This window comes from Streptomyces sp. NPDC086766, from assembly GCF_044746005.1.
In the GTDB taxonomy this organism is placed as follows: domain Bacteria; phylum Actinomycetota; class Actinomycetes; order Streptomycetales; family Streptomycetaceae; genus Streptomyces.
On the sequence record NZ_JBIVBI010000035.1, the window covers coordinates 1 to 21,903 of the forward strand.

Annotated in this window: 20 protein-coding genes, 2 pseudogenes and 1 riboswitch; of the genes and pseudogenes, 6 read left to right on the top strand and 16 right to left on the bottom strand. The window is 68.3% G+C overall.

Features of this window, described 5'->3' with window-relative positions; translation table 11 throughout:
• Positions 1–386 precede the first annotated feature (386 nt).
• Complete coding sequence (locus ACIPM1_RS32510; protein WP_402440772.1) at positions 387–704, top strand: hypothetical protein; 318 nt, start codon at positions 387–389, stop codon at positions 702–704.
• Positions 705–1,093: 389 nt separating this feature from the next.
• On the opposite strand, the gene ACIPM1_RS32515 is transcribed toward ACIPM1_RS32510, so the two are convergent.
• The 10 genes from ACIPM1_RS32515 to ACIPM1_RS32560 all read right to left on the bottom strand — a co-directional run bounded on the left by ACIPM1_RS32515 (position 1,094) and on the right by ACIPM1_RS32560 (position 11,250).
• On the bottom strand, positions 1,094–2,113 hold the full coding sequence (locus tag ACIPM1_RS32515; protein WP_402440774.1) for a cytochrome c oxidase assembly protein: 1,020 nt from the start codon (positions 2,111–2,113) through the stop codon (positions 1,094–1,096).
• A gap of 121 nt (positions 2,114–2,234) precedes the next feature.
• Positions 2,235–3,527 (bottom strand): NRAMP family divalent metal transporter, encoded by a 1,293-nt coding sequence (locus ACIPM1_RS32520; RefSeq protein WP_402440776.1) that lies wholly within the window; start codon positions 3,525–3,527, stop codon positions 2,235–2,237.
• Positions 3,524–4,870 (bottom strand): magnesium transporter MgtE N-terminal domain-containing protein, encoded by a 1,347-nt coding sequence (locus ACIPM1_RS32525; RefSeq protein WP_402440778.1) that lies wholly within the window; start codon positions 4,868–4,870, stop codon positions 3,524–3,526. Before ACIPM1_RS32525 ends, ACIPM1_RS32520 begins: the two co-directional genes overlap by 4 nt.
• A 319-nt stretch (positions 4,871–5,189) precedes the next feature.
• A riboswitch (M-box (ykoK) riboswitch) is annotated at positions 5,190–5,363 on the bottom strand.
• 126 nt (positions 5,364–5,489) lie between these two features.
• Complete coding sequence (locus ACIPM1_RS32530; protein ID WP_402440780.1) at positions 5,490–5,723, bottom strand: hypothetical protein; 234 nt, start codon at positions 5,721–5,723, stop codon at positions 5,490–5,492.
• A gap of 115 nt (positions 5,724–5,838) precedes the next feature.
• A complete protein-coding gene (locus tag ACIPM1_RS32535) occupies positions 5,839–6,579 on the bottom strand; it encodes a YcnI family protein (RefSeq protein WP_402440782.1) in 741 nt (246 codons plus the stop codon).
• Positions 6,580–6,621: 42 nt separating this feature from the next.
• Positions 6,622–7,209 (bottom strand): hypothetical protein, encoded by a 588-nt coding sequence (locus ACIPM1_RS32540; RefSeq protein WP_402440784.1) that lies wholly within the window; start codon positions 7,207–7,209, stop codon positions 6,622–6,624.
• Between the two features lie 1,084 nt (positions 7,210–8,293).
• Entirely contained in the window at positions 8,294–8,590 is a 297-nt protein-coding gene (locus ACIPM1_RS32545; RefSeq protein WP_402440786.1) for a tyrosine-type recombinase/integrase, read from the bottom strand.
• Positions 8,547–8,936: a hypothetical protein gene (locus ACIPM1_RS32550; protein WP_402440788.1), complete on the bottom strand. Its 390-nt coding sequence runs from the start codon at positions 8,934–8,936 to the stop codon at positions 8,547–8,549. Before ACIPM1_RS32550 ends, ACIPM1_RS32545 begins: the two co-directional genes overlap by 44 nt.
• Positions 8,937–9,125: 189 nt before the next feature.
• Positions 9,126–9,995 carry an alpha/beta fold hydrolase gene (locus ACIPM1_RS32555; RefSeq protein ID WP_402440790.1) on the bottom strand — a complete coding sequence of 290 codons (870 nt, stop codon included), beginning with the start codon at positions 9,993–9,995 and terminating at the stop codon, positions 9,126–9,128.
• 442 nt (positions 9,996–10,437) lie between these two features.
• Positions 10,438–11,250, bottom strand: coding sequence for an alpha/beta fold hydrolase (locus ACIPM1_RS32560; RefSeq protein ID WP_402440792.1), 813 nt, complete (start codon positions 11,248–11,250; stop codon positions 10,438–10,440).
• Between the two features lie 130 nt (positions 11,251–11,380).
• On the opposite strand from ACIPM1_RS32560, the pseudogene ACIPM1_RS32565 reads away from it, so the two are divergent.
• Positions 11,381–11,935, top strand: a pseudogene (locus ACIPM1_RS32565) (MBL fold metallo-hydrolase); the annotation flags it as partial.
• A gap of 303 nt (positions 11,936–12,238) precedes the next feature.
• Here ACIPM1_RS32565 and ACIPM1_RS32570 read toward each other — a convergent pair.
• Positions 12,239–13,357: an FAD-dependent oxidoreductase gene (locus ACIPM1_RS32570; protein ID WP_402440794.1), complete on the bottom strand. Its 1,119-nt coding sequence runs from the start codon at positions 13,355–13,357 to the stop codon at positions 12,239–12,241.
• A gap of 53 nt (positions 13,358–13,410) precedes the next feature.
• Here ACIPM1_RS32570 and ACIPM1_RS32575 point away from each other — a divergent pair, with 53 nt between their 5' ends.
• Positions 13,411–14,103: a TetR/AcrR family transcriptional regulator gene (locus ACIPM1_RS32575; RefSeq protein WP_402440796.1), complete on the top strand. Its 693-nt coding sequence runs from the start codon at positions 13,411–13,413 to the stop codon at positions 14,101–14,103.
• 488 nt (positions 14,104–14,591) lie between these two features.
• Here ACIPM1_RS32575 and ACIPM1_RS32580 read toward each other — a convergent pair whose 3' ends face one another.
• On the bottom strand, positions 14,592–14,723 hold the full coding sequence (locus ACIPM1_RS32580; protein ID WP_402440798.1) for a hypothetical protein: 132 nt from the start codon (positions 14,721–14,723) through the stop codon (positions 14,592–14,594).
• Positions 14,724–15,011: 288 nt separating this feature from the next.
• Here ACIPM1_RS32580 and ACIPM1_RS32585 point away from each other — a divergent pair.
• Positions 15,012–15,257 (top strand): annotated as a pseudogene (locus ACIPM1_RS32585) (IS256 family transposase); the annotation flags it as partial.
• 697 nt (positions 15,258–15,954) lie between these two features.
• Here ACIPM1_RS32585 and ACIPM1_RS32590 read toward each other — a convergent pair.
• On the bottom strand, positions 15,955–16,083 hold the full coding sequence (locus ACIPM1_RS32590; protein WP_402440800.1) for a DUF4253 domain-containing protein: 129 nt from the start codon (positions 16,081–16,083) through the stop codon (positions 15,955–15,957).
• A 1,186-nt stretch (positions 16,084–17,269) separates the two neighbouring features.
• On the opposite strand from ACIPM1_RS32590, the gene ACIPM1_RS32595 reads away from it, so the two are divergent.
• Complete coding sequence (locus ACIPM1_RS32595) at positions 17,270–17,704, top strand: DUF5959 family protein (RefSeq protein WP_402440802.1); 435 nt, start codon at positions 17,270–17,272, stop codon at positions 17,702–17,704.
• A 651-nt stretch (positions 17,705–18,355) separates the two neighbouring features.
• Here the strand turns inward: ACIPM1_RS32595 and ACIPM1_RS32600 are convergent.
• Entirely contained in the window at positions 18,356–18,901 is a 546-nt protein-coding gene (locus tag ACIPM1_RS32600) for a hypothetical protein (RefSeq protein WP_402440804.1), read from the bottom strand.
• A 174-nt stretch (positions 18,902–19,075) separates the two neighbouring features.
• Positions 19,076–19,450, bottom strand: a complete 375-nt coding sequence (locus tag ACIPM1_RS32605; protein WP_402440810.1) for a hypothetical protein — start codon at positions 19,448–19,450, stop codon at positions 19,076–19,078.
• Positions 19,451–19,531: 81 nt separating this feature from the next.
• On the opposite strand from ACIPM1_RS32605, the gene ACIPM1_RS32610 reads away from it, so the two are divergent.
• Positions 19,532–20,293 carry a transposase family protein gene (locus ACIPM1_RS32610; RefSeq protein WP_402440806.1) on the top strand — a complete coding sequence of 254 codons (762 nt, stop codon included), beginning with the start codon at positions 19,532–19,534 and terminating at the stop codon, positions 20,291–20,293.
• A 143-nt stretch (positions 20,294–20,436) separates the two neighbouring features.
• On the opposite strand, the gene ACIPM1_RS32615 is transcribed toward ACIPM1_RS32610, so the two are convergent.
• A complete protein-coding gene (locus ACIPM1_RS32615) occupies positions 20,437–20,937 on the bottom strand; it encodes an NUDIX hydrolase (RefSeq protein ID WP_402440808.1) in 501 nt (166 codons plus the stop codon).
• Positions 20,938–21,903: the final 966 nt, after the last annotated feature.

Sequence of the window (21,903 nt, forward strand, 5' to 3'; positions counted from 1 at the left end):
CGCCCGCGAGGTCTACAAGCAGCTCACCCGCCCCCACCACACACCAAAACCGCTCACACAGACCACTTGACGGTCTATAGGAGCTTCATCAACGAGCGCGAACAGCAGCGGTCGACATCGGACCTCAATGGACGATCTGCCGAGGGGAAGGACCGGTTGGCCGACGTCGCCGACCCCCGGTGATCGACCTGATAAGGATGAGGCTCGAACCTGTCCCAGGCGGGGCGCCGCCCTCAATCGATGAGCGGCGCCCTGTCGGCTTGACTCAACCATTGAGATTCCACCGACCTCAAAGACCTCACTCCTGCGGCCTAGATATCCGACCTGTGGCGATGGGTGACATTTAGCCTCTTTCGTGTACACCAATGCAGCGGTGAGGAGAGTTCATGACCACCACCAAGGCGGCACCGACTGCCATCGGCGCCACAACCGGCTCGCAGACGACCTCGGGCATATCCATGCAACACCAGGCGCGCCGCTTGGCACACATTGCGATGGCGCCCGTCAGCGTGGCTCGCCAAGTGCTGGCCGCCAAGGGCGGGACTCCCCTCTGCCTCGGGCTTGCGGCCCTGGCTACCGTGGGCCTCCTGGACTGGCCCGTCGCCTTCGCCGGAGGCCTCGGATGTGCCGGCTACGCCATGCTGCGCAGCGGTAGGACTCAGCTGCCGGAGGCCCAGCCCCGCAAGTCGGCGGTCGGCATGTAGTCACGGAACCGCACAACCTCCTCGGTGAACTGCACGCGTCTCTTCATCGAGGCAGGATCCTACGGACAGGGACGCAGGCCCCTGCAGCGAATATCGGTCGGGACCTACCCGCTTGCAGGTAGCTCAGACGAAAGAGCCGTGCCAGTCGCGTGCCAGATCGTGCGGGGAACCACGAGGAACAGCGGGCACCGGCCACGGGTGCGACCAGGACTCCAACGCCACTGGCCAGCGCACCCCAAGGGCTTCCAGGGAACCACCCTGGAAGGCCTTCGGGTGCGGAACGGGAACATCCTGGGAACATCGAACTGCATATCAGTCGCACTTCGAAAATTCCTTAACTATTTGACGGAAAGCCCTGGTCTCTACGGCCGGACGAGCCTGGGTGCAGATCAGTCGTCCCCTTGCTGACGTCGGATCCTGACGGCCACGTCGTTCTGTTCCGTCTCCCACCAGGGACGTACCCGCTCCAGAGCCGGTACCGGGGGGTGGTCCGCCGTGGGCGCGGGGACGACGACGGCGAGTTCGGCGTCCAGGCGGCGTTCCAGCGCCGCGGTCTGAGCCCGCTCAGCGCGCGCCCACTGGAACAGGATCGCCAGCAGGAAGGGCAGTGCCACGAGTTCGGCGATGCTGAACATCGCGCCGCCGCCGAGCTGCTGGTCGTGCTGGACGTCCGGGGACCAGGTCGGCGCGTGGTGCAGGTACCAGGCACCCGCGATCAGCGTGCCGTGCGTCATGACGACAACGCCGGGGACCGCGTCGACGATGCCGTCCAGGAACACCAGGCCTGCGCGCACCGGGTGTGTGCACCAGGCCGGCAGCGCCTCTTCGTCGGTCAGCACTGGTACGACGAACAGGCAGCCGGCCGCCAACAGGTGCAGATACATGAGCTCGTGCAGCCAGCCGACCCGCAGGGCTGTTTCGAAGTACGGCGTGAAGTACACCGTCAGCTCGGTGGCCAGCACCAGGGCCGTACTGACCAAGGGAAACGTCAGCAGCCGCACCAGGCGGCCGGCCATGGCCCGGCGAACCCGCCCGGCCGCGCCCTCCGGCAGCGCCTCCACCGCCAACCGCAGCGGGTCACCGAGCGCCAGGCCCAGAGGTGCGAGGAGGTCGAGGAGGATGTTCTGCACTGCGGCCGGCCAGAACAGCACGCGGTCGTAGACGGCCAGGGCGGACATCGTGGCCACGACCAGTCCGCCCAGGCCGAGCAGCGCATAGGCTGCGACACGGGCGGGCGGCCAGGGCGCGCCCCGGCGGCGGACCCGCACAACGCCGCAGCCGTAGAGGGCGCCCAGGGCGACGACCAAGAGCAGCGCGGGGACGTCCAACTGCCACGAGGACAGCAGACGCCCGGTGGTCAGTTCAGGGAGCTGACTGGCCGATATTTCGGTCACCACGTGACCAGCCATGCAGATCGTCCTCCTTCGGCTCCGTGCAGAAGAGCCGGCTCGGGTCCCCAGCGGGACGCTAGTCCCCGGCGGCTGCGAGCCGGGCGTGGAGGCGCCGCACGCCGGGGTGAAATTCACGGGATCAGGCGAGACCGAACCAGCCGAGGACCGTCTGGACGAGCAGGATGGTGGACATGGCGGCGACGCCGATGACCACGGCGGTGGCGGGGATGCGGTAGCGCGGGCCGTTGGCGGCCTGGCCGAGGACGGAGCGGCGGTTGGTCAGGACCAGCAGGTAGACCAGGACGATCGGGCTGATCAGGCCCTGGAGGACCTGGGTGCCGATCAGCAGCTGGATGACGTCGACCGGGGTCATCGCCACCGCGGCGCCCAGGATGATCTGGGCGGTGAACAGGCCCAGGAACAGCGGGGCGTCGCGGAAGCTGCGGGAGACGGAGCGTTCCACGCCCGCTGCCTCTCCTATGGCGTAGCTGGCGGAGAGGGGCACGACGGCGCCGGCCAGGGCGGAGGCGCCGATCAGGCCGAGCGCGAAGAGGAGTTCGGCGTCCTGGCCCGCGACCGGTTTGAGGGCCTCGGCCGCCTGGGCGGCGGAGTCCAGCGGGCCGCTGCCGCCGATGGCCGAGGCCGTGGCGATGATGATGGTGAGGCTGATGACGCAGGCGAAGACGGCGCCGATGATGGCGTCGGCGCGGATGAGGGGGTAGTCGGCGGGCTTGGCGCCCCGGTCGACGACCCCCGCGGCGGCGTAGAACTGCATGTAGGGGCTGACGGTCGTACCGATCAGCGCGACCGCGAGCAGGATGAAGCTCTTGCTCGGCTCGATGTGCGGAACGGCCAGGTGGTGGCCGACCGCGCCCCAGTCGGGGTGGCCGAGGATCATCGCGATCGGGTAGGCGAAGAACGCCAGGGACATGATGAGGAAGATGCGTTCGGCCCAGTGGTAGGAGCCGAACAGCACCAGGGCCCACAGGAGGATCGCGGCCGGGGGGATGACCGCCCACTTGGGGACGCCCAGCAACTCGAAGGCCGCGCCGATGCCTGCGAACTCGCTCACCACCAGGCCGGTATTGGCCAGCAGGAGGCAGAAGACGGCGAGGGCAGTGAGGCGCAGACTGAACTGCTCGCGGATCAGGGCGCCGAGGCCCTTGCCGGTGTGGGCGCCGAGGCGGACGGCCATCTCCTGCACCATCACCAGGGCGACGGTGACCAGCACCATGAAGAACAGGGTGCCGTAGATGAACTGGGAGCCCGCCGAGGCGTAGGTCGCGATGCCAGCGGCATCGTTGCCGGCGTTCGCGGCGACCAGGCCGGGGCCGGCGATCGCCGCGATCATGGTGATGCGCCGCCAGCCGGTGTGGCGCGCGGGCGCGGGGGCCTCCGGGGCCGCAGTGGCGGTGTCGAGGTCGCGGGTCACTGCAGGATCCTCCGGAAGTGCATCCGCCCGCGTTCGGGCAGCATCGCATCGAGCAGGTCGTCGGCCAGGATCCGGCCGATCGGACGGTCGCTGTCGTCGACCACCAGGAGCGAGGAGGCGCGCGCGGCGACGAGCTGGTCGGCGGCGTCCGCCAGGGACGTGTCGGCCCGGACGGTGTCCGGCGAACCGAACTGCGCCCGCCAGGCCACCAGGTCGGCCAACGGCGTCGCGTCCTCGGCCACCGCCAAGTCGAACAGCGCGAGGTCGCACAGAAGCCGGTCCGCGCCGTCCACGACGGCGACCGCGTCGATCTCGGTGCGGTGCTCGGCCTGTTGGGCCAGCCGCCCCCGTACCTCGGCGACGGTCTCGTCCCGGTGGGCGGTGATCAGCAGCGTGGTCATGGCACCGCCCGCGGTGCCCTCCCGGTGGGCCAGCAGCCGGCGCAGTTCCGCCGCCTCGCCCGTCGGCATCCGTGCCAGCAGGGCCTCTCGCTCCTCACGAGTGAGGTCCCGCAGGGCGTCGGTGGCCTCGTCGGGCTCCATCTCGTCAACCAGACGGGCGGCGTGCTCCGGCTGGGCCTCGCGCAGCAGGTTCTCCAGCTCGGCCGGCTCCATCTCCTCCAGCGCGTCGGCGGCCTGCTCCGGCTCCAGCCAGCGCAGCAGCTGCTGGCGTTCGGCGCGGCCGAGGTCTTCGAGGATGTCGGCCAGGTCTGCGGGGCGCAGCCGGTGCAGCGCGGCCCGCGAGGCGCGCAGCCGCACCTCCGGCGGGCCTTCGGTGGCCTGCTCGGCGAACGGAGCCACCGACTGCCAGTCCAGCACCCGCTCCGGGGTCGGCCGGGCCTGCCAGCGGCGCGGGCCGAGGCGGCGCAGCAGGGTGGGCAGGGAGACGTCCACCCCGACCAGAACCACCTGATCCACCAAGGGCGCCAGATACAGGTCGGCGGCCCGGGTGACCTGGACCCCGTCCACGTCGACCAGCTGATGGTCGAGTACGTCCTTGGCCAGCAGGACCTCGCCGGGCCGGCGGACGAAGTCGCGCAGGTCGACCCTGGCCGTGCGCAGCCGTACGTGCCCGGCGTGCACCTTGCCGACGGTGTCCGCAGGCAGGAAGGTACGGCGTCGGCCGATGCGCAGGATCAGGCCGGTGACCGGCGGATACGAGTCCGCCCCATAGAGCCGGGCGACGACGTCGACGACGCGGCCGACCTCCTCTCCCGACTGATTGGTGGCCGGGCCGCCGATCAGCCCGGCGAGGGAGACCAGCGAGGTGCGGACCGCCTTGGACGCGGTGGCACGGCGTTCCAGAGTGACCCGGCGGTCACGCAGACGGGCCGAGGTGGACATGAGCAGAGTGTGGGCAGCCAAGGTGAAGACCCCCTTGCCCCGGCATGGCGGGGTTACGGGCGGCCCACGGCAGCACGCTTCCTCCCCGGGCCGGCGGCACAAGACACGCCGAACGCGCGCCGGCACACGGCCTTGCCGGCCGGTGAGCTGGGCCGAAATCAGGGAAGAGAAGGCTGCTCCGGGCCACGGAAGGACGGCACGGACAACGCGAAGGGGGGCCAACTATGGCCCGGACTACTGTCCATGTCGCCTCCTCCCGGTCACGGCCGCGCAGAGGGTGGCGCGGTCCTGCGGCAAGGGCAGCCGGAGCCGACGGCCCGGCGCACCCCAACTCGTCAGATTGGCACTCCACGGCGTGTCCCCGAAGGCCGGGAAAGCCACCTGGAGTCACCCCTTGAGCCGGGGAGACCTGTCCTGATCCGGAGCATCTCTCGACGAGTGGGATCAGTGGTGGCCTGTGTCCGTGAAGACGCCTCACCGAACGAGGTGTCTGCTAATTCCGCGCCAAGAGTACGCTCGCCCCGGCCTGCCTTCCCAACCCATGACCGGCCGTTGACCTGCGCACTACGGAACAGAGACCGAGACACCGTCGAAGGAGAGTCGGCATTGCCCACTACGGTCAGCTGTCGTCGGGGTGCCCTGCCGAGAACCTGGCAGCGATCCATCCGTGCACGACGGCCCGGGGCAGGCGCCCGTCGGCCGCGATGACGCGCTCGGGTATACCGCTAAGCCAGGCGTGCAGCGCGGCTCTGGGCAGGTCGACGGTGCGGGTGGCCAGGCTCAGACGGTAGGCGCCCGCCGAGCCGGCGGCCACGCAGGCCGCCAGTCGCTCGCCCATCAGCGGATCGGGCACGCCGACGCACTCCACGTCCCGTGATCGGCCCGCCAGCCGGGTTTCGCCAGCTCGCGCGTCACGCCGACAGGCGGGTGCCCCGCCGACGGGTTTCCGCCGGCAGGGCACGGGCGCTTTACTCAGCCTGGGACCCGGTCGAGCGGCCGCGCACAACGGCGAACACTGCGGCGGCCAGCCCCAGCACGCCGACGACCAGTCCGGCGACACCGAGGCTGCGGGCGGTCGAGTCACTGGCCGACGAGGTCGACTTGGAGCTGTCGGAGGTCTTCGGGCCCGCCGACGAGGCGGTCGAGGCGCCGCTGCCTCCCTCCGCGCCCTTGGCGGTGAGCTTGAGCACAGGTGCCGGGTTCTCCGGCTCCTCGCCGCCCTGGGGCTCCTCGATCCAGCGGACGGTCTTCCCGTCGGAGTAAGTCTGGAGGGTCTTGAAGGTCAGCTGGTCGGTGTCGTCGGGCAGCTGACCGAAGGCGACGTTGAAGTCCTCGTACTGGCCGGACTCGATCTTCCCGCCGGACCAGGTGATCTCGGAGACGGCGTCGGTGATGGTGCCGTCATCGGTCTTGACCGGCTTCTTCAGCTTCGTGTTGGTGACCTTGACTGTCCAGCCGTCCTGGGGGGAGACGAGCACGCCGAGGACGGGGTGGTCAGTGGGCAGGAAGACCTGCACCTTCGTAGTGCCGACACTGTCCTCCTCATTGGGGACGCGGAAGGTGAGGACGCCGTCCGTGGCACCCTTGGCGTAGCTGTCGGGGTGCACGGTGACGTGCGCGGAAGCGACGCCGGCGGCGGCGAGAAGTCCGGCGGCGGTGAGGGCAGCGACGGCGCCGACGCGGCGCAAGGTGGTGCGGGTCCTGGACATGAGCTGATGGATCTCCGTACGGAAGAAGAGGTATGCCGAGGGTCAGATCGCGTACGACATCCCCATCGGGGGCCCTCGCCGGTGAACGGCATACCTCAGCCGTACCTGTCTCAGCGACCACGGCTCACCGGCAGCGCGACGTACGAGCCCCGGCGCGTCCGGTACACCCCGCGCCTTGCCGCTCCCCTGCCACCAGGCGGCAAGCCCCGGCACGAACGCGGTCGCCCACCACAGCAGCGACCATAGGGCCGCCTCACCGCGCCGCAGCCACCACGTCAGCACCAGGGCCGCCCCGACATGGGCGGCGCTGGCGTGCGGCGTCAGCGCATGCGCATGGGTCGTCATCCGCATGCCGTGCATGGCCATCGCGACGTGGTGTGGCTGCGCGGCGTGGAAGACGAGGTGCAGCCCGCCCTGGGCGCCCAGAGTTCCGGTGCCGATGCCGGCCAGTGATCGTTCCCGGCCGCCCAGCAGGCAGCCAGCCGCGAAGACCGGCACGAACGCGGCAGCCTGCACCCATACCGGCGGCGCGGCACCCGTGGCCAGGGCATGCCCTCCGGCAGCAAGCAGCACGCACAGCACGGCGAACACCGCCGCGCGCACGCTCCGCACCGCCAGGGACACACTCACGGCACCCGATGCTGCCATGCGGCGAGAGGTTCTCTCCCCCAGCCCACGCATACGCACCACCGCCCACGAACTACCTGGTCAATCTGCCCCCTCCTTACGAGTCGGACGCGGGCCCCGTTCAATTCCCCGCCCGTCTTGACGAAATCGAAGCACTGCAAGCACTCCAAGGGGCACGAGCGCACACCAGCCGCTCTCGCGCCCCCACACACGACAGGGCCCCGCGTCCGCCGCACCTGCGCCGGGTAACTCACGTACAGTCCCCTGCGACCGCCGGTCCGGACCCTGGAGCACCGCAACCCCATGTGCACGGAGGCGGAGCAGCATGACCGACACCAGCGGGCTGAAGCCCGTCGTGCAGCTGCCCCCAGCTGTTCGTCGACTCGAACGCCTAGGACGACCACCGGATCATCCTGACCGACGACTTCGGCCGGCGTGTCCAGATGAGCGCCGATCACCGGCTGCGGCCTACGGAGCGCGCTCGAGTCCAGCTGCACGGCCGACGCCGCCGCCCGCTCCTGTGAGTCGCTGCGCACCCCCTACACCCCGCCCTGGAAGTAGGTGCCCCGCCCCACGACTGCGGCTACGTCGACGCGCCAGAGATCCGCTCGAACATCCTTTACGAACTGGCTTCGGAGATCACCCCGAGCCGCTAACCCGGGCGCAACGGCCCGAGGGCGTGCGCAGACGGCCAGAGGCCCCTACCCCCTGACGGGACGGGGCCGTTGTCGCCCCTAAAAGGTCTGCGGTGCTCACCGTTTCGCCGACCGCAGCTGGCCTCAACCGACTTCCCCACCCCCCCTCCCAGGGGCCTCCGCGGGCCCCTCATGGGAACGCCATGGGAACGGAAGGCCGAGTAAAGGCAGGGAACAATCAGGCAGATACGGAAGACCGCACCGCGCTGACCAGCCTGAACAGTGAAGTCAAGGAAAGGCCATCACAGATAGGGCAAGCTATAGACCCTCTCCTAAAGCGGGTGTCGCAGGTTCGAATCCTGCCGGGGGCACAGAAAGAAGGGCCAGCTCAGGAGGGTTTCCCTCCCAGGCTGGCCCTTTGCCGTTCCACACGCCGTGCCACACGCGCGCCACTACGTCCGCTCGGCGTCCTCTCCGGACGAGTCGGAGGCCGCTCCCCCACCGCCCCGGATCACGGCCCCGAGCCGATCCGCGATGGCCTGATCGCGGTCACTCGTCATGTGCTGATAGATCAGCGCGGCCCGGGAACTGCTGTGGCCCATCCGCGTCATCAGCTCCCGCGTACTGGCCCTGGCCGTCGAGGCGAGCGTGTTGCCCGTGTGCCGGAGATCGTGGAAGTGCAGCTCCGCCGTGACGCCCGCAGCCTTACGGGCCTTGCCCCAGTCGTCCCGGAAGTTGCTCCGCCGCAACTGCCCGCCCTGCGGCCCGACGAAAACGTGGACCGTCACGCCCCGGCGCGGCGAAGTGCTCCAGGTGGTGCTGCACCTCGTCGAGCAGCTCGGCCGCGAACGAGACGGAGCGCACCCCGGCCGCGGACTTCGGCGCCTTGTCGAAGAGCCGGCCGTCCTGCAGCTCGGCTTGCGCCCGGCGCACGGTGACAGTCAGCCCCTCCGGATCAACGTCCCGGCGCCGCAGAGCCGCCAGCTCCCCGAACCGCAGAGTGGTGAAGGCCGCCAGGAGCACGAGCAGCCGATAACGCGGCGCGATGGAGTCGGCGAGAGCGAAGACCTCAGCGACCGTGAGAACAGGGCGCACAGGAACGCCGTACCGGTCCGCGCCCTTGGTGCGGCACGGGGCGGCGCCCATCGCCTTGACTCGGTCATTGAGCCTCCAGCCCATAGCCGCTACGCCGATCTTTCGCGAGCCAGCCACATCTCCTTCAAGGGCCGAACAGCTCGTTCTCTTCAACGGCGGAGATTGACGGCAGTTCCGACCGAAGTCAGGTCACTCAGGCCGCCCGGCGAAGAAGCCCGCGAGGGAAGACGCGAGCGCTTCTGGAGCCTCCTCGGCCACGTGGTGCCCGGCGTCGATGCCGTGGCCGCGTACGTCCGGGGCCCACTCCCGCCAGATCTTCACCGGGTTCCCGTACAGGTCCTCAAGATCGTCTCGGAGCGACCAGAGGATCAGTGCCGGACACTGGATCCGTGTCCCGGCGACGCGGTCGTCCTCCTCGTGCCGCCGGTCGATGGTGAGACCTGCCCGGTAGTCCTCCAACATCGCCCGCACCACGTCGGGGTTTCTCGTGGCCGCACGCCACTCCTCATAATTCTCCTGCCCCATGCTCTGAGGATCGCCGCGGTACCAGCTGTCCGGATCGGCGTTGATGACCCGCTCGGGGATATCCGGTTGGGCGAAGAAGAACCAGTGCCACCACTGCGTGGCGAACTCGGTCGTGATGCGGGAGAGGTGCTCGGTGAGGGGCAGGCAGTCGATCAGCGCCACCCGCGAGACCACATCGGGATGATCGAGTGCAAGACGTAGCGCGACACTGCCTCCGCGGTCGTGCCCGGCAAGCGTGAACCGAGCGTGGCCCAGGGAGCGCATCACCTCGACCACGTCACCAGCGACGGCCCGCTTGGAGTATCCAGCATGGTCTGCGGTCGGCGCCGGACCGGTGGACCGGCCGTACCCCCGAAGATCGGGACAGACCACGGTGAAACCTTGGCGGACGAGGAGCGGAGCGACGCGATGCCAGGTCGCGGATGTCCGGGGGTGGCCATGCAGCAGCACCACCGGCGTCCCTTCACCGCCGTAGCGAACGAAGATCGATGCTTCGCCGACATGAACCCGCTTGGTCTCAAAGTCCTCGAACAAGGCCCGAACCTCCCGCCCTCGCTGACACACCGCCCATGACGCCTGTCGGCCCAGGACAATCCCGTCCTCGCACACGAGGACCACCGGGCCAACACACTGCGCAAGCCGGCCCCCCATTGCCGACGAGTGCTGAACCGGCACAGCGTTTCCTCATGCCCCGTAAAACCCATGGACACTAATGCGTCATTCGCCAACGGTGTCGTGGAATCAGCGGGGGACCACCGTTGAGAGCTACGGACCAAAACGTGGCCGTGCCCCATCCGTGCCCGATCGAGCGGGGAACCACAGGGAACACCGGGCAGTAACGGCATGCGGACATGAGAGCGGGCCCCGACCAAACAACCAGGTCGGCCGGTTCAGTGGGCGTACGCTCTCCGGGCCCGCCACGGGCAGATCTTCATCCGGAAGGTCGCGGAGCGGGCAACCTTGCGCTCGTAGCCATTCAACTGCTCGTCGGGAACAGCTCGTTCATCGCCTCAGTGACCACTAGGGGACCCTCCTGAGGCAGGAAGTGGCCAACGCCAGGCACGATCCGTACGGTGAGGTCGGCAGCGTGGCTCTCGCCTCCGGCCAGCATGGATGGCGGGATCACGTTGTCCCGCTCGCCGCCCAGCAGCAGGGTCGGGACGGTCAGCCGCTGCCCGCGCGAGGTGCCACGCAGCAGCGCGGGGATCTCTCTGACCACGTACTGCCAGAACATGGCCTGCCCGGCATGCGCGCCGGCCTGGGCCGCGGCGCTGAACTCCGCGAGCTCGCCGGCTTGCCAGACCGACGGGTCGGAGACCTGATGCCGCAGCAGGAAGCGACTGAACGCAGGCCAGTGGCGCAGCACGGCCCTGCCAATGACCGGGTACTCGACGAAGGCGGTGTACCACTGCCGCCACAGGTTTGGCAGGATGGCCCGCTGCCGAGCCCACGGGTGCGCCATGTTGAGCGCCAGGAAGCCGCTGAACCGCTCCGGTACCCGCAGGCACAGCCGGAAACCGACGTGGGCGCGCCAGTCATGACCGACAAGGCCCACGCGGTCGAGCCCGAGTGCGTCCAGGAGTGCGAGCATGTCCTCGGACAGGCCGTCGATGTCGTAGCCGCGCCGCGTCTGCTCCGACCAGCCGAGACCCCGCAGATCCGGGCAGATCAGCCGTCGTCCGGCGGCCGACAGGACGGCGACCCGGTGCCAGGCGTGCCGTAGCCGAACTCGATCCACGCGGCGGCGTCGGGCGGTGCCGTGATCTTTTGCCCCCCGACGCCGATCCACCTCACCCTCCAGCGCGCCCCCACCAGTAGTCCGCCGTTCCCGCCGGGCCCCTTCGGGCTGGGCGGGGCGATGGGCCGCTTCGCCTCCGTCGATGTGCAGGCGGTGAGGGCTAACAGAACGGCGAGCAGGGATCCGACGATCGTGCCGGCCCGGGGCTTACGCATCAGAGTTACACGCATGGGGTGTCAGACGCACGACACCGTCATTCGGTTGTCATGGCCAACGGAGAGGCCTGGACCGATCCGCAGCCGGAGTCGCTCTTGACGACATTTCCCTCGTCGCGAACTGCGACCGTCACTTCGACCACTGCGGCGGGAACCCTCTCCTGGGCGGCAAGCCCATCCTGGTCCAGAACGTCGAGCTGGCCACTGCCCGCAACGGCGACTACACCTTCAACAATCTGATCGATTTCCCCGCTGCGTCCTATGAGGAACTCGACGGTGAGGCCGAGGTCTGGCCTGGCGTCTGGATCATTCCGACACCAGGGCACACCCAAGGGCATCAGTCGCTGGTCCTCCGGCAAGGCGACGGCACGGTAGTCCTCGCCGGCCAGGCTCACGACTTCGCCTCCCACTTCGCATCCGACCAGTTGGCCCGCCAAGCGGCACTTCACGGCGCGGAGCAGCCACTTCCCGCCTACCAGCACTGGCTGGAGCGACTCGCCGACTTCGACCCACGACGCGTGCGATGGCCGAGTGGTCCTACTCATCCAGGCGGACGACGAGACCGCCCACGACGCGCCTCTGCTGTCCGCCCTCGTCACCGACGAAGAAGCGCGAAACGGTCGGGCACCGCAGCCGACCACCAGGATGACAATGCCTGCGCGCCGGCCCCTGAGGCAGCAACGAAGCTGTGCGCTCCCACAGTTCATCAGAACCCAGATCAGCAGCACCCCGCAGCGCCTGCCGAAGAAGATCGCCCAAAGCGAACCGACACACCGATGTCACATTGTGCGATCAGTTAATGCTGGTGCTCTCGCGCTTGGCAGTCAGGATGACTGGACTTGATCGAAGAGGGCGAGGGCATGGGCGGGGTTCGGGCTCACGAGGCGTTCCAGACCGTCCGTCGTGATCTTCGCCCACCTGCCGGCCCGTACCCACATCTGTTCCTCGAAGGCGCGGACGGCCTCGTCCAGATCTTCAGGGCCGGCGGCGATGGACTCGGCGAGTTCGGCGCCTTCCACCATGGCGAGGTTCGCGCCCGCCCCCAAGGGGGGCATCAGGTGGGCGGCGTCGCCCAGTAGCGTCACTCCGGGGACGTGGGTCCAGGTGTGGGACACGGGCAGGACGTAGAGGGGGCGGTGGACGAACGCGGTGCCGTGGCGGAGGAGGTCGAGAACGGGAGCGGACCAGCCGTCGAACAGAATCAGCAGGCTCGATCGCACGGCCTCGGCGTCGGCCAGATCCAGGTTCGTGGGCCAGTCCAGCGCCGCGCGGAACTGGGCATACACCTTGACGTGGCCGCCGGTGTTGCGCTGGGCGACGAGAGCCCGGTTCGCGCCGTACACGGCCACGGAACCGTCGCCGATCAACCGGGCGAGGGCGGGGTGGCGGGTGTCGACGTCCTCGAGGGCGGTCTCGACCGAGGTGACACCGGTGTAGTGCGGCGTCACCGACGAGACCGCCGGGCGGACCCGGGACCAGGCGCCGTCCGCGCCGACCACGAGGTCGAACGTCTCCTGTCCCCCGTCCGTGAAATGGACCAGTACGCCATCCCGGGCCCCCGGTACCACCTGCGCCACGCCCTGCCCCCACCGGACGTCGAGAGGGCCGAGCAGCAGGTCACGGAGTTGCCCGCGGTCGATTTCGGGGTTGGCCCGTTCATCTGGACGGGGTCGCCAGTCGCGCAGGACGGTTCCGTCCGTGTCCAGGATGCGCATGGCCTGCCCCTCGGGGCGAGACAGCGCCTGGAACTCCGCCAGCAGCCCCGCCTTGTCCAATGCGAGCTGGCCCAGCCCTTCGTGCAGGTCCAGGGTGCCGCCCGGGGGACGGGCGTCGGGGGCGGGATCGCGTTCGAGGACGGTGACGGGGTGATCATGGCGGTGCAGGACGCGGGCGAAGGTAAGGCCGGCGGGGCCGCTCCCCACCACTGCGATGCGGTGTCTCATGTCGATACACTGTATTTGTTCATTACGCTGCATCACAACGGTACGGTGTCACTATGACTGTGTGGGACCGGACCGAGCCGCCGCCTCGCCCCGTGCCGCTCGACCGGGAGCAGATTGTCGCCGCCGCCATCGCGCTGGCCGACGAAGGCGGGCTGGAGGCGGTGTCGTTGCGCAAGGTCGCCGCCCGCCTGGACGTGGGCCCAATGCGGCTGTATAGATACATCTCCACCAAGCAGGAGCTGTTCGACCTCATGGTGGACGAGGTCCACGCCGAGATCCTCCCCGAGGACCAGCCCGGTGACTGGCGGGAGGCGCTGCGCGTCCTCGCCCACCGCACCAGACAGGCCGCTCTCCGTCACGAATGGCTCGCCGACCTGCTCGGCGGTCGCCCGGCCCTGGGGCCGCACGGCCTCGCCGTGACCGAGGCAACGCTGGCCACCCTCGACGGCCTCGCCGATGTCGACACCGTCATGCGCGCCGTGGAAACTGTCAGCGCCTACTTCATCGGCGCGATCAGGCGCGAGACCGCGAACCTGCGGGCCGAGCGCGCCACGGGCCTGACCAAGCGCGACTGGCAGCGCGCCTCCGGCCCGCATGTGACGAGAATGTTGGCCACGGGCCGCTTCCCGGCGCTGGCCAAGGCCGTGCACGACGGCACGGACGTGGACGCCGAGACATCCTTCACGACCGGCCTGGACTGGGTCCTGGACGCCGTGGCCGCCAAACTCACCCCGCCGTCGGCGTGACGCTCAGCTCCCGCCGCATGGGAGCGAGGTCGGGGTCGGCGTCCACGGGCCGTGCGGGCCTGCACCACCACCACGAGCCTTACCGACAACCCTCACCTCGCCTCAGCAGTTGAGTGACACGGCCCAGCGACGGGGGATTCCCCGGAGTGTGCAACCCCTCGGACGAGAGGTTTGGTCCCATTCAAGCTGGCCAGTCCCTGCAGGTCTGCAAGGTTTCACCTACGGGGCTTCATCTATGGGGCTTGGTGTACTGGAGGGGACAAAGCAGCCACATGGGCGGCTTCGATGCCCGAAACGGACCGCCCGCCCCCGGCCTCGTTGCGCTCGGGGAGCCAGGCGCTTGCGCACGTCACGTCCCGGAACGCAGACAGTGGCTGGTGACCTGGGGCGCGTGGACAGCGCGCGTCACGCTCCGCAGTGGGGAAGGACGCTGGACATGCCCGGGGACTTCGCTGACGATCACAGTCTCTGGGCGAAACGGAAGCGCCTCAGGCAGCGGCGGCCGTGGGGCGGCCGCTGCGGGCACGGGCGTTCCAGAACTGGACGAGCAGACGCATGACGAACGCCTCGATCACGGCAACCGCCACCTTGGTGAGGAGCGAGGTCAACAGATGCGGCACGGGATGACACCTTTCGCGTGAATGCCTGACGTACATTCCCTTTGTCCGATGTCGTGACGTCGCATGGACGGACCTAAGGTGACCGCAGAGTTAACTTCGAGCGTCATATCAGGGTGAGCGGTGCCCTGGGCGCTGTTGCGGGAGCTGCTTCCGCAAGCTCGGGCCCGTGAGGCACATCCGTGCTCACCGCAGTCAACGCCGAGGCACCACCAGCGGCGGGGCGTGACTGCTGGACGAGATTGTCCGGGAAGGGCCGCAGGATGCTCGCCGTCACACTGGAACCCGAGATCGGTCGAATTGCGGGTCCCGCGGGTCAACGCCAAGCGTAGGTCGCAGCGACCGGTGAGCGGTTCTCCTCGGCGATCCTGCCGCCCTGGGCCCGGAAGCCCCCGAAAACCGCCGAGGTGCTGCCGCTGCTCTACTCGCACAGCCTGCACACCGACGATTTCGTGCCCGCACTGCAGCAGCCTCGGCTCCTCCGCCGAGCTGTCGCCGGCTGCTGGGACCCGGCTCTCCCAGAAGTGGCAGACCGACCGTGCGCCCCAGCTGCTCGGCGACCTGGGCCGCGGTGAACTCCAGCACCTCCCGCAGAATGGGCACGGCACGCTGCCTCGCCGGAACGGCCTGCACCGCCGCCACCCACGCCGGGGGCATCTCGGCCCGCGCCTGCACATCGAAGCGCGCGTCGGGATACCGTCAGTGCGTTGTCCCTGAGGGTGCGCCGCGCGTGGAGCTGGCCGGGACACCGGCGGTGGTGAAGCAGTTCACCGAAGGTCGCGACGCCCACGAGCGGTACGCCCGCGAGGTGGCCGCGCTGAGGCGCCTGTGGTGCCCGCCCTGGTGGGCACCGACCCCAGCGAGCGGGTGCTGGTCCTGGAGCATCTGGACCACCAGCGCGCGTCCAGCGACTGGATCGTCGACCACGCGGCGGCCCTGGCCCGGCTGCACGCCGCTCTACGTGGTGCGCAACGGAGTGGGCCGGACCGATGTTCCGACCGAGCGCATCGGCCGCAGTGCGGCGACGGCTGCGGGACTGGACCGAGGTGCAGGTTTGGCCGCGTCTGCACAAGGTCATCCTGGCCCACCTGCGCACGGCACGGTTGCTGGACACGGGCGACGTGGGGGTCGACGGCCCCCACATGACGGCACGCAAACGGGGCGGCTCACACCGCGCCTTCCCCGGTCCCATGTGCGATCGGTCAAGCCTGATGAGCAGTAAGCAGGTGGCTGCTCAGTCCCACCAGAAGAACCAGGTCCGTTTCGGGACCTGCCAGGAGGCCACCTCGGGCAGTCCGCCGAAGATCTGGTCGAAGTCGGGGCAGTAGGCGTAGTGCTCGATCGCGGCGCGTGCTCTCTCCAACGGGGCTGTCGGGGGGGTGCTCGACCGTCAGCAGCACTGCGCTGGTGTCCAGGTAGCAGATCTCCGCGCCGTACCGGTCGTGCCACTCCCGCAGGACGTTCGCGTGATCCCTGTAGGACAGGGCTTCCTTGCCGGGAAACGGTGTGTGGTTCGGCGTATCAGGTGTATCCAGGAGTTCCGGGAGAGCAAACGGGTCCTCGGTGGGGACGAGGCAGATCCATTCCGAGGGCTCCGCGAAGAAGGTGGCGAGCAGTGCTTCCGCGGGCCGCCTCGGCGCCGACGCGGCCGCCGGAGTGGAGTTCGCCACTCTCCGGGCCAGGTCTTCGAAGTCGCGGGCGGAGGCCGAGTTACCCTGGGATGCATTGAAGTGCTGTGCTTCGCCGAGGAGTTCGTTCCTTTGCAACTCCATCAGCCTGGTGATGACCGACTGGTGGCGATCCTCGTCGTAGGCGTCGCCGGGTACGTGCGCCCATTCCCATTCGGTTGGCGAGGTGTGGGTGATGAAGGGCCACAGCCCCGTGGTCCCGTATCGCTCACGAACGTCTCTCCACACATCGAGACAGGCGCCCGGCTCGCACCGGAAACCGAGGAGGACACCCCCTCGCGGGATCCGAACCCTCTGCACCTGTTCGGCAGACACGCCCAGCTCGGCCACGAACATGTCCGTGCGGTCGCCCTGCATTCTTCTTCCGTCTCCCTCGCGTTCCTGGCACCCACACGCGGTGGGGCCGGCAGTTGCCGACATGACACCAGCGCTTCTCCCTCTGGCGGCCTCATCCTTATCAGGTCGTCCACCGAAGAGTGCCGACGTCCGCAAGCGGCTGGTCTCCTTGGCTGATCGCCCGCTGCCACTCGGCGTCGGTCGGCGCTGTTCGCACGTGGTGGTGTCAGCCGCTGCTGCCAGCCCACCGACTCCCACGCGACGGATCTCCTGTCAGTTCCTCTGGAAGAGAGCAGCGCTCGTCGCCCCGGCCTGCACCGACGTTCCCGGAATTGCCGTTGGTCTGCGTTGATCTGGCTGACGCATGTCAGTGTTGGTCAGCATCGGCCGACCCCTAGACGGCCCCGCCAGTTCGGCCCTGGGAGCCAGGGTCGGAACGGTCATGATGTCCACGTCATCCTGTCGGACTCTGCCCGTATCGTGCACGCAGGCTCGGGACACACGACCGACGAAGAGGGAGCGCGGGTGGACGAGTGGGTCCCCGTGGACTTGATACGCCTGTCTGACGGACGAGACGTCTCCCTCGTCCTGCGTACGGTTGAGCGCCACGAAGCCGGACGTGCCCGGGTGCGAGCCGAGTGCCTGATAACTACGGATTTCGTGAACGCCCGCCTGCAGACCAACATCTGGCTTGATCATCTCGAAGAGTGGGAGGAAGCACTGAAGCGTCTCAGCGCTGGTCAAGACGCCAGCTGGCCGCAAGGAAGCCGAGGCCTGGAGATGTACTTTCACCCACACGACAGCGGCTGGCTCTCCATCTCGGTCCACGACCCGGACCGGTTGACGGTGGCTCTGGGACTCGAGCCAACGGCTGAGTGGATTGATGAGCATGAGGCAAACCGTCAGCGTCACGTGACGCCTGCGGCGAGTCCTGAAGACAAGCAAGACCTTGCGAACTGAGCTCTACCCGGCCTCCCCCACCACTCTCCCCTGCTCCCATCGCGTCCGCCATGAACCACGCCCACTCCACGATGTGTGGGTCGACGGCGGACGGGATGAGAGCTGGGGGGTGGTGCGAGGCAGATCAGAGGCACGCCTGCCCCGTTGGCGATCAGTCGGACCCCTGGTTTACTTCGCGCATGATTACGGGGGTCATGTCCTTCGCTGGCCCGATGATCGCCGCGATTATCGCAGCGCGGCGAGCGCGGCGGACAGTTGCTCGGGCCGCGGCGGGGGAAGCAGTCTTCTTCCGGGTCGGGGCCAACCGGTCGGATCAGGGACGTCGATACAGCCCTGGCCGGGTGCGAGCGGGAAGCGAGTTCCGATGGGAGCCCCGCTGGTCGTGGACGCGGCCGCGCGAACTCCCGTCAGATCTACGCTATGTCCGCGCGCGATACGACGCTCCGTGAGTATTGGTGGCTCCCGCCTGGCGCACTGGTGATCGAGTGTGAATCGTCTGCAGGGCCTATACGGCTGTGTGTCCACGCGGAGCAGGTGGTGCAAGTCGTGGAGATGATCCGGCGAGCGGGTACCCCGGACTTGTCGAAGCCCTGAAGGCTGTCCCGTAATGATCACGGTGGCGTGTACGGGTCTGGTGGATACGTGACGTGCTCAGCTGGCGGCTTGGGGACTGTCCAGTGACCGGGCGAACTCGGCAAGCTTGTGGAAGTCGTCCTCGCGCAAGCCGACTCGCGGGTTGACGTGGTGGAGAAGCCCGGGTCCCCGGTGGTGGGCCGCTACGCATAGCTCGTCGAGCCTGCTCTGCTCGTCGTCCACCCAGGCAAAGGGACGGCCGTTGGCGTAGTCCACGAGAGGACCGGTCTTCCAGTGGACGCCGTCGGGGCGCTCTTGGAGGAGGGCATCGCCGAAGTCGACGAAGGGAAGTTCGGGGAGGCCGAGCACCGGGGCGATCCACCGGTTGGCCTCGTCCATCCACGTGGTGGCCCAACACAGTTCGTAGTCGAGCCGAAGAAGGGCTTGCCCGTGCGTGGGGTTGAGCCAGACTCGCAGAGGCCGCCGACTCAAGAGTCCGCTGTGATCCTTTGAGGGCTCGCGGGGCGCCCTGATGGTGGTGTAACCGTCAGGACGCTTCTCCGGCTTGGCTGCATAGGGGTTGAGCGGCCCGTCCACATCGAGAAACAGCAGCGGTCGCTTCACGATCCCCCTTGCCCAAAACCGGCTGTTCCGTGGAAGCGTAGCTGCAGCGATCGTCCCGGCGTCGGACCGGAGCTGATGTGATGATCCCGGTGTGGCTGGTGTGAGCACGGCGTCGAAGCCGTCCTGGATTGGATCCCCCCCTTCACCGGGCTGAGCCCTCGCTGGTTCAGCAGACTAGCCGAAGATGAGCTCAACGTCCTTGTCCACGCAGAACCGCAGGACCGTGATCAACTCCCTGACGTCTTCGATGCGCCGTCGAAGGACCGGGTCGCTGTCGTCAGGCTGACGTTGGTCGAGAATCGCTTCCAGCCGGGGCAACATGGCCGCGCATTGAGCGCGTGCGAGGTCGGGGCCGTCGTCGTCTGGATGGTTGAGCAGTGGCGCCAGCGTGGTGGAGACGCTGCGCCACTGGCGCTCTCCGCCGAAACCGTCCATCTCGGTGAGGGTGATCCCCTCGGCCTGGGCCAACCACTTCCTGAACATGTTGAAGCCGGTGTAGGACCAGGAGATGTCCGGGCTCGCCACGTCGTCGTCGCCTGGGAAGAGCATCAGTCCCACCTTGTCCCCCTTGGTTGCTCGTAGCCCAGGATCGTCGTGGGGAAGGGTGTCGGCAACTGAAATGATCTCCGCATGGCTGGCATGATCACGGGGGCGGAGCCGTCCTGGACAGCCCCGTTCACCGGACTGAGCCCGCGCATTTTGAGCAAGCTGGTGACCCAGCTGCGTAGGGAGGGTGCGGACGCGCCGGGTCGCGGGCGGCCGTGGAGGCTGCCGCTGGCGGACCGTGTGCTGCTGGTCGCCGCGTACTGGCGGACCAACCTGACGTTGCGGCAACTGGCGCCACTATTCGCTATATCGAAGTCCGCGGCCAGTCGCGTCATTGACCACCTCGGCCCGAAGCTCGCGCTCAAGCCGTGCAAGCGGTTCGCGAAGGACGCAGTGCTGATCGTGGACGGCACCCTGGTACCCACCCGTGACCGCAGCATCGCCGAGCAGTCCAAGAACTATCGGTACTCCACCGCCCACCAGGTCGTCATCGACGCCGACACCCACGTGGTCGTGGTCGTCGGCCGGCCCGTGCCCGGCAACCGGCACAACTCCCCTGGTTCGGAGGAGTCCGGCGCCAAGGGCGCAGTCGGCCGCACCATGACCATTGCCGACCGCGGCGGCACCGGACTCGTCATCCCGCACCGCCGCACCAAGGGCAAGCGACTCCCGGCTTGGAAGGAGGAACCCAACCGCCTTCACACGCGAGTTCGGGCACACGTCGAGCACACCCTCGCCCGGATGAAAGGCTGGAAGATCCTCCGCGACTGCCGCCTCAAAGGCGACGGCGTCCACCACGCCATGCTCGGCATTGCCCGCCTGTACAACCTCGCCCTCACCGGATAACCGAGCCGACCACGGCCGGTCATCCCGTCCGCAGCACCCGCAAGATCACTTACGGGACAGTCCTTACGGGTCTGTCTGACGGGTCGAGCCGAACAACAGTCCTTGGGCTGAGGGGCCCGATCGACGGAAGAGGCGGAGAAAGGTCAGGACTGGCCGGTCCGGAACGCGAGATACCGGCTGAAGGCTTCGTGGCTGTCGGGAGTGAAGCGCCACTCCAACAGGGCAGAGTGAAGCTCCGATTCGGTCAGCCAGCCATGCCAGGCGACCTCATCGGGATCGGGGGCCAAAGCCTCTGGAACCACGGCTTCATGCACGCCGAGCCAGTGAGGGCTCAAGCCACTGCGGTTGATGAACGTGAACAGCAAGCGCGGCAGGCCATGAATACCCAGCTCTTCGGCCAGCTCCCGCGCGGCAGCCTGTTCATAGGATTCGCCGACCCCCACGGCTCCACCGACCACGACCTCATAGAGCCCGGGAAAGCGCGACAGCTGCTCCGACCGCCGGTGGACGAGGATCCGGCCACGCTCATCACGACACAGCGTCGTGGCGATTCGATGCAGCCAACCCTCCAGGATGGCCTGCCGACGGGTGACCACCCCCAGCACACGATCTCGACAGTCGACACGCTCCACCAGTTCATCCACGAAGCACACCCTGGCAGAACCCACTGACAACGCCACTCCTCGGCGAGCCGTTCTCGGAACTCGACAACATTCTGGACCCGTTTGATCAACATCTGGTGCCTGAACTCGGCATCAACCGTTCTCGCGTCACACCCACGAAGCCAACCGCGACCTGCACCGCCAAGGGCACCGTCCCGGACTGAACTGCCAGGCCTCGCCTGCAACCCGCCATCCACATGGAACTCCGCCTCGCAGGACGCCTTCACGTGGTCGCAACGGTATGGCCCGACGCTGGCCCAAGGCTTCTCCCCCACTACGCAAACGCAGGTGCGCAAAGCGGTGGCATGGCAAGCGAGCAAGACGACGACCGGCCGGGGACAGCGCACCGGACAGTGACGTGAACACGGCCGCGATCCTCGGCACGCTGTCCTGACCACCTACAAGGCATGGGAGGCAGACGACGCCGACGCCGTCGTCGCCAGCTACACCAAGGACGCGACCGCCATCCTGCCCGGGGCTTGACCGCGGCCTCGTCTTCCTTGCGACTGGTCTGGTCTGACATGAGCAGTTCGACCTACGACAACCGCTCAGCATTGGCTTCCTCGGCAACGACGGGGCGATCGTCGTCGGCGAATCGAGCATCTTGTTCGTCGGCGAGACGGAGTTTCCGGGCACGCGCAAGATCTACGCGCCGTGGGTCCTCGAGAAGCGCGACGGCAACTGGTAGATCGCCGCCTACCACAACAGCGCCTCTACTGGCGCAAACTCCCCGAGCGGCTCCATCCCGTGCTCGCGCCTTCGGGGCTGGCGTTCTCCGCTCTCTCGTACGGGCTGATCGTCGTCGCCATGCAGCACGACGGAACCGTCGGAGATCGCTGATGTGGGGGAACGATGAAGCGCTCCGGGTCTAGTGGAGGCTCGATTCCCTGAGAGGATCGAGTCATGGCCCGTCCGTCCCCTTACCCCGCCGAGCTTCGTGAGCGTGCG

Coding starts and splice junctions, on each gene's coding strand:
- ACIPM1_RS32510 (WP_402440772.1), top strand. CDS start 387: ATGACCACCACCAAGGCGGCACCGACTGCCATCGGCGCCACAACCGGC.
- ACIPM1_RS32515 (WP_402440774.1), bottom strand. CDS start 2,113: ATGGCTGGTCACGTGGTGACCGAAATATCGGCCAGTCAGCTCCCTGAA.
- ACIPM1_RS32525 (WP_402440778.1), bottom strand. CDS start 4,870: ATGTCCACCTCGGCCCGTCTGCGTGACCGCCGGGTCACTCTGGAACGC.
- ACIPM1_RS32535 (WP_402440782.1), bottom strand. CDS start 6,579: ATGTCCAGGACCCGCACCACCTTGCGCCGCGTCGGCGCCGTCGCTGCC.
- ACIPM1_RS32570 (WP_402440794.1), bottom strand. CDS start 13,357: ATGAGACACCGCATCGCAGTGGTGGGGAGCGGCCCCGCCGGCCTTACC.
- ACIPM1_RS32575 (WP_402440796.1), top strand. CDS start 13,411: ATGACTGTGTGGGACCGGACCGAGCCGCCGCCTCGCCCCGTGCCGCTC.
- ACIPM1_RS32605 (WP_402440810.1), bottom strand. CDS start 19,450: ATGCTCTTCCCAGGCGACGACGACGTGGCGAGCCCGGACATCTCCTGG.
- ACIPM1_RS32610 (WP_402440806.1), top strand. CDS start 19,532: ATGGCTGGCATGATCACGGGGGCGGAGCCGTCCTGGACAGCCCCGTTC.